The organism is Exiguobacterium sp. s145, from assembly GCF_018618835.1.
Classification (GTDB): Bacteria; Bacillota; Bacilli; order Exiguobacteriales; family Exiguobacteriaceae; genus Exiguobacterium_A; species Exiguobacterium_A artemiae.
Window position 1 is genome coordinate 46,901 of sequence record NZ_JACSMV010000021.1, and the last position, 7,595, is coordinate 54,495.

General features: G+C 48.2%; 10 protein-coding genes and 1 rRNA gene. 10 read left to right on the forward strand and 1 reads right to left on the reverse strand.

Annotation, left to right across the window (positions count from 1 at the left end; all coding sequences use genetic code 11):
• Positions 1-22: 22 nt before the first annotated feature.
• The 6 genes from KNQ07_RS13520 to rpsI all read left to right on the forward strand — a co-directional run bounded on the left by KNQ07_RS13520 (position 23) and on the right by rpsI (position 4,249).
• Complete coding sequence (locus KNQ07_RS13520) at positions 23-853, forward strand: energy-coupling factor ABC transporter ATP-binding protein (RefSeq protein WP_026826922.1); 831 nt, start codon at positions 23-25, stop codon at positions 851-853.
• Positions 841-1,698 (forward strand): energy-coupling factor transporter ATPase, encoded by an 858-nt coding sequence (locus KNQ07_RS13525; protein ID WP_012369038.1) that lies wholly within the window; start codon positions 841-843, stop codon positions 1,696-1,698. Before KNQ07_RS13520 ends, KNQ07_RS13525 begins: the two co-directional genes overlap by 13 nt.
• Complete coding sequence (locus tag KNQ07_RS13530; protein ID WP_012369039.1) at positions 1,695-2,486, forward strand: energy-coupling factor transporter transmembrane component T family protein; 792 nt, start codon at positions 1,695-1,697, stop codon at positions 2,484-2,486. The genes KNQ07_RS13525 and KNQ07_RS13530 overlap by 4 nt, the downstream gene beginning before the upstream one ends.
• The gene (truA, locus tag KNQ07_RS13535; protein WP_012369040.1) at positions 2,486-3,235 is read left to right on the forward strand and encodes a tRNA pseudouridine(38-40) synthase TruA; all 750 of its coding nucleotides are present in this window, start codon (positions 2,486-2,488) and stop codon (positions 3,233-3,235) included. Before KNQ07_RS13530 ends, truA begins: the two co-directional genes overlap by 1 nt.
• 155 nt (positions 3,236-3,390) lie before the next feature.
• Positions 3,391-3,828, forward strand: a complete 438-nt coding sequence (gene rplM, locus KNQ07_RS13540; RefSeq protein WP_012369041.1) for a 50S ribosomal protein L13 — start codon at positions 3,391-3,393, stop codon at positions 3,826-3,828.
• Between the two features lie 28 nt (positions 3,829-3,856).
• Positions 3,857-4,249: a 30S ribosomal protein S9 gene (gene rpsI, locus KNQ07_RS13545; RefSeq protein ID WP_012369042.1), complete on the forward strand. Its 393-nt coding sequence runs from the start codon at positions 3,857-3,859 to the stop codon at positions 4,247-4,249.
• A gap of 93 nt (positions 4,250-4,342) precedes the next feature.
• On the opposite strand, the gene KNQ07_RS13550 is transcribed toward rpsI, so the two are convergent.
• Positions 4,343-4,633, reverse strand: a complete 291-nt coding sequence (locus tag KNQ07_RS13550; protein WP_214767218.1) for a hypothetical protein — start codon at positions 4,631-4,633, stop codon at positions 4,343-4,345.
• Positions 4,634-4,734: 101 nt separating this feature from the next.
• Here KNQ07_RS13550 and KNQ07_RS13555 point away from each other — a divergent pair, with 101 nt between their 5' ends.
• The 4 genes from KNQ07_RS13555 to KNQ07_RS13570 form a co-directional block, all read left to right on the forward strand.
• Positions 4,735-5,367: a M15 family metallopeptidase gene (locus KNQ07_RS13555; RefSeq protein ID WP_214767220.1), complete on the forward strand. Its 633-nt coding sequence runs from the start codon at positions 4,735-4,737 to the stop codon at positions 5,365-5,367.
• Between the two features lie 183 nt (positions 5,368-5,550).
• Positions 5,551-6,582, forward strand: a complete 1,032-nt coding sequence (locus KNQ07_RS13560) for an Mrp/NBP35 family ATP-binding protein (RefSeq protein WP_012369045.1) — start codon at positions 5,551-5,553, stop codon at positions 6,580-6,582.
• Positions 6,583-6,585: 3 nt separating this feature from the next.
• Entirely contained in the window at positions 6,586-7,191 is a 606-nt protein-coding gene (locus KNQ07_RS13565) for a KinB-signaling pathway activation protein (RefSeq protein WP_214767222.1), read from the forward strand.
• Between the two features lie 342 nt (positions 7,192-7,533).
• Positions 7,534-7,595, forward strand: a 16S ribosomal RNA gene (locus KNQ07_RS13570); the annotation flags it as partial.

Consider the following 7,595-nt stretch of genomic DNA (forward strand, 5'->3'; position numbering starts at 1 on the left):
ATTTGATGAAGGAGGAGCAGACATGACAAAGCTGATTGAGTTGGAACAGGTGACCTACCGTTACCCGGAACAAGAACAACCAGCCTTACGGAATGTCTCTCTTTCGATTCATTCGCAGGAATGGGTCGCGATCGTTGGACACAACGGCTCCGGAAAATCAACGCTGACGAAGCTGTTTAACGGATTGTTGCTTCCTGAAGAAGGAACGGTTACTGTCAATGAGACATTCTCAAGTGCGGTACCGGAGCAACTGTGGGAGATGCGCCGCGCAATCGGTATCGTCTTTCAAAATCCGGATAATCAATTCGTTGGCACGACCGTGCGCGACGACGTGGCATTTGCCCTGGAAAACTGGGGTGTGCCACGCGAGGAAATGGTTCGTCGTATCGACGACAGTCTAGCGCGCGTTGGCCTTACGGATTTTGTTGATCGGGAACCCCATCAACTATCCGGCGGACAGAAGCAGCGTGTCGCAATCGCCTCGGCGCTTGCGATGCGCCCTGATGTTCTCGTGCTCGATGAAGCGACATCGATGCTTGATCCGATTGCACGAACTGAGGTTATGTCGACCGTTCAGGAATTATATGAGCAACACCCGATGGCCGTCGTTGCCATTACACATGAACTCGATGAGGTCTTACGGGCCAGTCGTGTCATTGTCATGGATGCGGGGCAAATCGTTTTAGAAGGGACACCGCAAGAGGTGTTTGCACAATCCGCGTTTCTTGAGCAGATTGGACTGGATGTTCCATTTGTCGTCCGGGTGCAGGAGCAACTTTCAGCACGTGGTCTTACTTATGAGGACACGATACTAGATGAAAGAGACTTGGTGAACCGCTTATGCCAATCTTAATCCAGGAATTAAACTATACGTACCAACTCAATAGTCCGTTTGAACGAGTCGCGCTGCGTGATGTGAATCTTGAGATTCCGTCAGGGGCGCTTGTTGCGTTTGTAGGGCATACCGGTTCCGGGAAGTCGACACTCGTCCAACACATCAACGGCTTGTTGAAACCAACAGCTGGGAAGGTACAGGTCGATGACATCATCATCGAACCGAAACGAAAACAAGATTTAAAAGCACTCCGGAAACGGGTGGGTCTTGTCTTTCAGTATCCGGAATATCAATTGTTCGAAGAAACCGTCTTGAAAGATGTCATGTTTGGTCCGATGAACTTCGGTCACGCACCGGCAGAGGCAGAACGGTTAGCGAAAGATGCCTTACGTACCGTTGGACTCGATGAAGTCTTTTGGTCACGTTCTCCGTTTGACCTGTCTGGTGGGCAAATGAGGCGTGTTGCGATTGCGGGCGTACTCGCTAGTCAACCAGACGTGTTGATCGTCGATGAACCGACAGCAGGACTCGATCCGCAAGGACGGAAGCAGATGCTTTCTCTCTTTGCCGAGTTGCATGCACAGTCAGGAATGACATTGCTGTTGATTACGCATGACATGGACCAGGTGCTGGAATATACGAACCGCGTCGTCGTCATGGAAGAGGGCCAGGTTGCGTATGACGGAGAACCAATGGGTCTATTCCGTCAAGAAACGTTACTGCGTCAATTCCATCTCGATTTACCCCACGTTCTGGCCTTTGCCTGGCAGATGGCCGATCAATTGAACCAACCGCGTCCATCGCTTCAGACGGAAGCGGAATTGATCGACTGGATTTTGCATGTACGGGAGGATAAACGATGATTGTAGGACAACATATACCGGGAACGTCGTATTTACATCGTTCGTCTGCCGTTGCGAAAATCATTTTTGCTTTCTGTTTTATTCCGCTTGTCTTTTTGGCCAATAATGCGGCAACGAATATTTTTTTATTGCTGTTTACGTTTTTTGCGTTAGCCAGCAGTAAATTACCGATTCGTTACGTCTTAAAGGGGCTCCGGCCGATCTTATTCTTAATTATCTTTACGTTCATCATTCAACTGTTGTTTACGCGTGAAGGGGCCGTTCTGTTTGAATTCGGCTGGTTCAAGATTTATGAAGAAGGATTACGTCTCGCGATCATCGTTTCGCTCCGCTTCTTTTATCTGGTCTCAATCACGACACTCGTCACGTTGACGACGTCACCGATCGAACTGACGGATGCGATTGAGTTGTTGCTGAAACCGTTTAAGGTCGTCCGTGTCCCGACCCATGAAATTGCCTTGATGTTGTCGATTTCCCTTCGTTTCCTGCCGACCCTGGCGGAAGAGACGGAAAAAATCATGAAGGCACAGCAGGCACGCGGGGTCGATTTATCGGCGGGACCAATCAAGGAACGTCTGCGGGCGATCATTCCTTTGTTGATTCCGCTGTTCATCTCGGCATTTAAGCGGGCGGAAGATCTGGCAACGGCGATGGAAGCCCGCGGATACCGCGGCGGTGAAGGACGGACCCGGCTCCGTGAGTCCAAGTGGACAACACGCGATACGGGATTGATCCTGCTTCTGGTCGCCCTCGGACTGTTGCTGGTGTATTTACGGGGAGGATTTTGATGCGACGCTTTAAATGTACGATTCAGTATGACGGAACGGACTATTCCGGGTATCAAGTGCAACCGAACGGTCTGACGATTCAGGAAGTCCTCGAGAAGACGCTTGGACGGATGCACAAGCACCCGGTCAAGGTCATCGGTTCCGGACGTACGGATGCCCGTGTGCACGCACAGGGACAAGTCATTCATTTTGATACGGAGCTTTCGATTGCACCGGCAAGCATGGTGAAGGCTTTAAATACGTTATTACCGGACGATATTCGTGTTCGGGACTGTAAAGAGGTCGCTTCTGACTTCGAAGCAAGGTATGATGTAGTAGGGAAAGAGTACCGGTACTTCGTGCGCCGGACGGAAAATGCGTTTCGGCGTCATCAATCCGTCCTGATTCCGTATTCGCTCGATGTTGCGCAAATTCGTCTGGGATTAGCGCATTTAGTCGGGACTCATGACTTTAGTTCGTTCTGTGTTGCGAAGACAGAGACGGACAATCGTGTTCGGACGATTTATGAAGCGGAACTGATCGAACAAGGGGAAGAACTGATTTTTCGTTTTCAAGGAAGCGGTTTTCTCTACAATCAGATCCGGATCATGGTCGGCACGTTGCTTGATGTCGGACGCGGTCGATTTGCCCCGGATGACATCAAACGGATGCTCGAAGCGAAGGATCGAAACGTCGCTGGTGTGACGGCACCACCGCACGGGTTATACCTTTGGGAAGTTTTCTACCCAGAGTCTAAAAAAGGCATTTGACATTAGCCGCTAAAAAACATACAATGTTTATTGGCATTTCATTTATTATGAAACCACAATCTTAGCCCCGTACACCTAAGATTCTGATAGATTCAAACAGTGAATAAATGAAAAATCAAAAAAGAAATTTTTAAATTCCTTAGGAGGTATTTTACATGCGCACAACTTTCATGGCGAAAGCTACTGATGTAGAACGCAAATGGCTCCTTATCGACGCAGAAGGCAAAACACTCGGTCGTCTTTCGAGCGAAGTTGCTTCACTTCTCCGCGGTAAGCACAAACCTACGTTCACACCACACGTTGACTGTGGGGATCACGTTATCCTCATCAACGTTGAGAAAATCGTTTTAACTGGTAACAAACTCGACAAAAAGGTCTACTACCGTCACTCTGGTCATCCAGGCGGCTTGAAGCAGACTGTCGCACGCGACTTACTCGCTAACAAACCTGAGCGTATGCTTGAACTCGCGATCAAAGGGATGCTTCCAAAAGGTAGCCTCGGTCGTCAAATGTTCAACAAACTCCACGTTTACGCTGGAGATACTCATAAGCAAGAAGCACAACAACCAGAAGTTTACGAACTTCGCGGTTAATTAATACGAATTTAGGAGGAACTACACGATGGCAGATGTACGTTACTACGGCACTGGTCGCCGTAAACACGCGGCAGCTCGCGTTTTCCTCGTTGCTGGAGACGGTAAAGTCACAGTTAACGGGCGCGATATCAGCGAATACTTCGGTTATGAAACATTAATCATGACTGCAAAAGAACCACTTGTACTCACAGAAACAGAAGGCAAATACGATATCATGGTAACGGTCAAAGGCGGCGGCTTCACTGGTCAAGCAGGCGCAATCCGTCACGGTATCTCACGTGCTCTTCTTCAAGCGGATCCAGACTTCCGTGGAACACTTAAAGCTAAAGGTTTCCTCACACGCGATGCTCGTATGAAAGAACGTAAAAAATACGGTCTTAAAGCAGCACGTCGTGCACCTCAGTTCTCAAAACGTTAATCGTTTTATCTCTCATCCTTACGGGTGGGAGATTTTTTTATGTCAAAAGACCGCTCTTTAATTAAAAAAAGCGGTCAAGCAATGGTCTGTCGTTCAAAACGTACGTCGTCGTATTGTTCGGATGAGGAATAAGAGTGCTGTGAGAGCAATAAACGTCAGCGGGATACTCCGGAGGAAAAGATGCTGTAAAAATGCAAGAGGATCATTCACCGTCTGTGAACCGACTGCACCGGTAAAAGACGTCTCCTGACTTAACACCGTGCTGTTTTCAGGGAGAGCGGGTTGATAAGCTATATTTGCTTCATGCCCTGCATAAAAGTAAATTGCATAGCCGATATGTAAGAGGACTGTGATGACGCTTGCGAAGACTAACAGTTTTTTCATCAAAAAACTCCTTTTTCCGAATGATTGGATAAGAACACGTCCATCGTCAAGTATACCGGATTCGGTTTTTGGGAACAGCTTACAAAGGAGTGTGATGAAAGATGACAGTATCAGTCAGTTGGTTACTCGAACGAGCCAACCGGAAATTAAATGTTCCGGGACTGTCGCCGGAAGTTGCCCGGAAAACACGCCAGGTCATCCGTGAACTCCATGTCAGAGGGATTTACGTCGGTGTGGCTCAAGGATTCCGCTCCTATGCCGAGCAGGAGAAGTTGTATGCACAAGGACGGACGACTCCGGGGGCAATCGTCACGAACGCCCGGGGGGGACAATCGAATCATAACCAGGGCATTGCCGTTGATCTGTTTCAATATTCCATGGACGGCACGGAAGCGATCTTTAATACGGATGAAAACTTTCAGCAAATCGTTCACGCCATGAAGCGGCAGGGTTTTTCCTGGGGCGGGGATTGGAGCGGCTTTAAAGACTATTCTCACTTTGAATTAAACAAAACGACGACAGACGTCTTGGTGCCTTATCCGGGGAATCCCCTTTATAAAGGAGCCGTCAACATGAACAGCCGGGACATCGAGCGGATTCAGCGGGCAGTCAAGGCGACGGTCACGAAACGCTTTGATGCGGAAACAGCGGAGAAAGTACGTGCTTACCAAAAACGGCAAGGACTTACGGTCGATGGTGTCGTCGGACCCGCAACGTGGAATCGGATGTTTTAAACACGCCGGGATCCCCTTTTTGCAGTTGCGAAGAGGGAGGTCTCTTTTTTTAATCTCCTTTTCGTCCGTTTCCTTGGTGTCGTCAAGGAAATGTCATGCTTTCCGAGTCGAAATGTGCAAGCGCTATCTTATTTTTGTTATACTGAAATGGATTAAATCGAACGTTCTCAGGGGGAAGGCATTATGTTGAATGAACAAGAAATTCGCGAGGTAGTTGGGCAAATGATCGATCCGACGATTGAACGCTCGCTTACAGATACGAATGGGATTCGGGATGTCCGCATCAAAGGAGACTATGTCAGTCTTAAAATCGCACTTGCGCAAGCAGGATCCGGCGAACAGCTTGCGTTACAACAACAGATCGTCAAAGAGTTGAAAGAAAAAGGATTTAAGACGGTTGGGTTACGTTTTGAGGCACTCGGCGATCACGGTATTCAAGCAGCAACGACACCGTCGATTCTTAAACCAGAGTCGGGCACGACGTTCATTGCGATTGCTTCCGGTAAAGGTGGCGTCGGAAAATCAACGGTTTCTGTCAACTTGGCAGTTGCCCTCGCACGGGCGGGCAAAAAAGTCGGATTGATTGATGCAGATATTTACGGATTCAGTGTACCGGACATGATGGGCATCGAAACCCGTCCGACGGTCGTCAACGACCGGATTGTTCCACCTGAACGTTTTGGCGTTAAAGTCATCTCGATGGGCTTCTTCGTCGAAGACAATGCACCTGTCATCTGGCGTGGTCCGATGCTCGGAAAGATGTTAAACAACTTCTTCTCTGACGTCGAATGGGGCGACCTCGATTACTTACTTCTTGATTTACCACCGGGTACAGGCGACGTGGCACTCGATATTCATTCAATGTTGCCAAGCTGTCAGGAACTGATTGTCACGACACCACACGCAACTGCGGCATTCGTCGCAGCACGTGCAGGAGCGATGGCAATCAAAACTAACCACCGTTTACTCGGAATCATCGAGAATATGGCGTATTTCGAAAGCAAGGTAACGGGCGAAAAAGAGTATGTGTTTGGTTCAGGCGGCGGAGAGAAGTTGTCAGAAGCGTTAAAAACAGATATTCTAGCTAAGATTCCACTTGGACAGCCGTATGCAAATGACACGGACTTTGCACCGTCGATTTACCGTGACGACCATCCATTTGAAACACACTATAATGAACTCGCAGCGCGTGTCATCGAAAAAGTAGAGGGATAATGAATGAAGACTAGAGGATTTTTGAAGCTGTTTTGGATGACGCTCCTGATCGGGACGCTCGCCGGCTTCGTGTTTAACCTTGTCGCTGAACCGGGTTATGTCCGCAATCAATCGATCAGCGGATATGTTACAGCCCTGGCTTACAGCAGTACATGGACAGCCATCAGTTTGATGGGATTCTTTTCGTATCTGATCCTTCACCGGGTCGGACTCGATATTTTCCGGGGAGCTAAGCTGTGGGACCGGGTTCAAATCGTCTTAATCGCATTTGCGTTATTCGACGGAATCTACCTTCGCGGTCTTGCTTTCGGATTTGAAAAAACAAACCTGTATATCGGAGAGATGGTTGTCTTATTGATCATTGCGTTTTTTGTCGCTCGGACGAAAGCCCGCGAGACAAACTTCACGGCGTTCGTGCCGACACTCTTTTTGATGACAGTCATCACATTGATTGAATGGGTTCCGGCTCTTCAGGCGACACAAGACAAACGGATGTTATGGGCGGCACTTGCCACATTACTCGTTTGTAATGCGTATCAGATTCTGATGTTGCACCGGTTGCAGGAAAAACCGGATTCAGCGAATGCTGCGTCGGGGAAAAGAGCATAAAAGAAAAGAGCGCCGCGCTACCGTTTTATCCGGTCAGAGCGGCGTCCATCTTTTTTTAATGTTTTTTTAGAAAAACAGTTGACGTAAAAAACAAGAGTTGATATATTAATACATGTCGCTGAGGCACACGCCACACAGACACGTCGAAAACGAAAAAAACTTACGGAAAAAGTTATTGACACCAGTTAATAGTTTACTGTAAGATTTAAAAGTCGTCAAACGACATATCGGACTTTGAAAACTGAACGATGAGGCAAAAAACGTATCTTCGGATACAAACAATGAATGAAGCGCAAGCTTCGTCAACGTGACTTTGGTCACAAAAACGAGCAAGTCAAACACTTTATGGAGAGTTTGATCCTGGCTCAGGACGAACGCTGGCGGCGTGCCTAATACATGCAAGT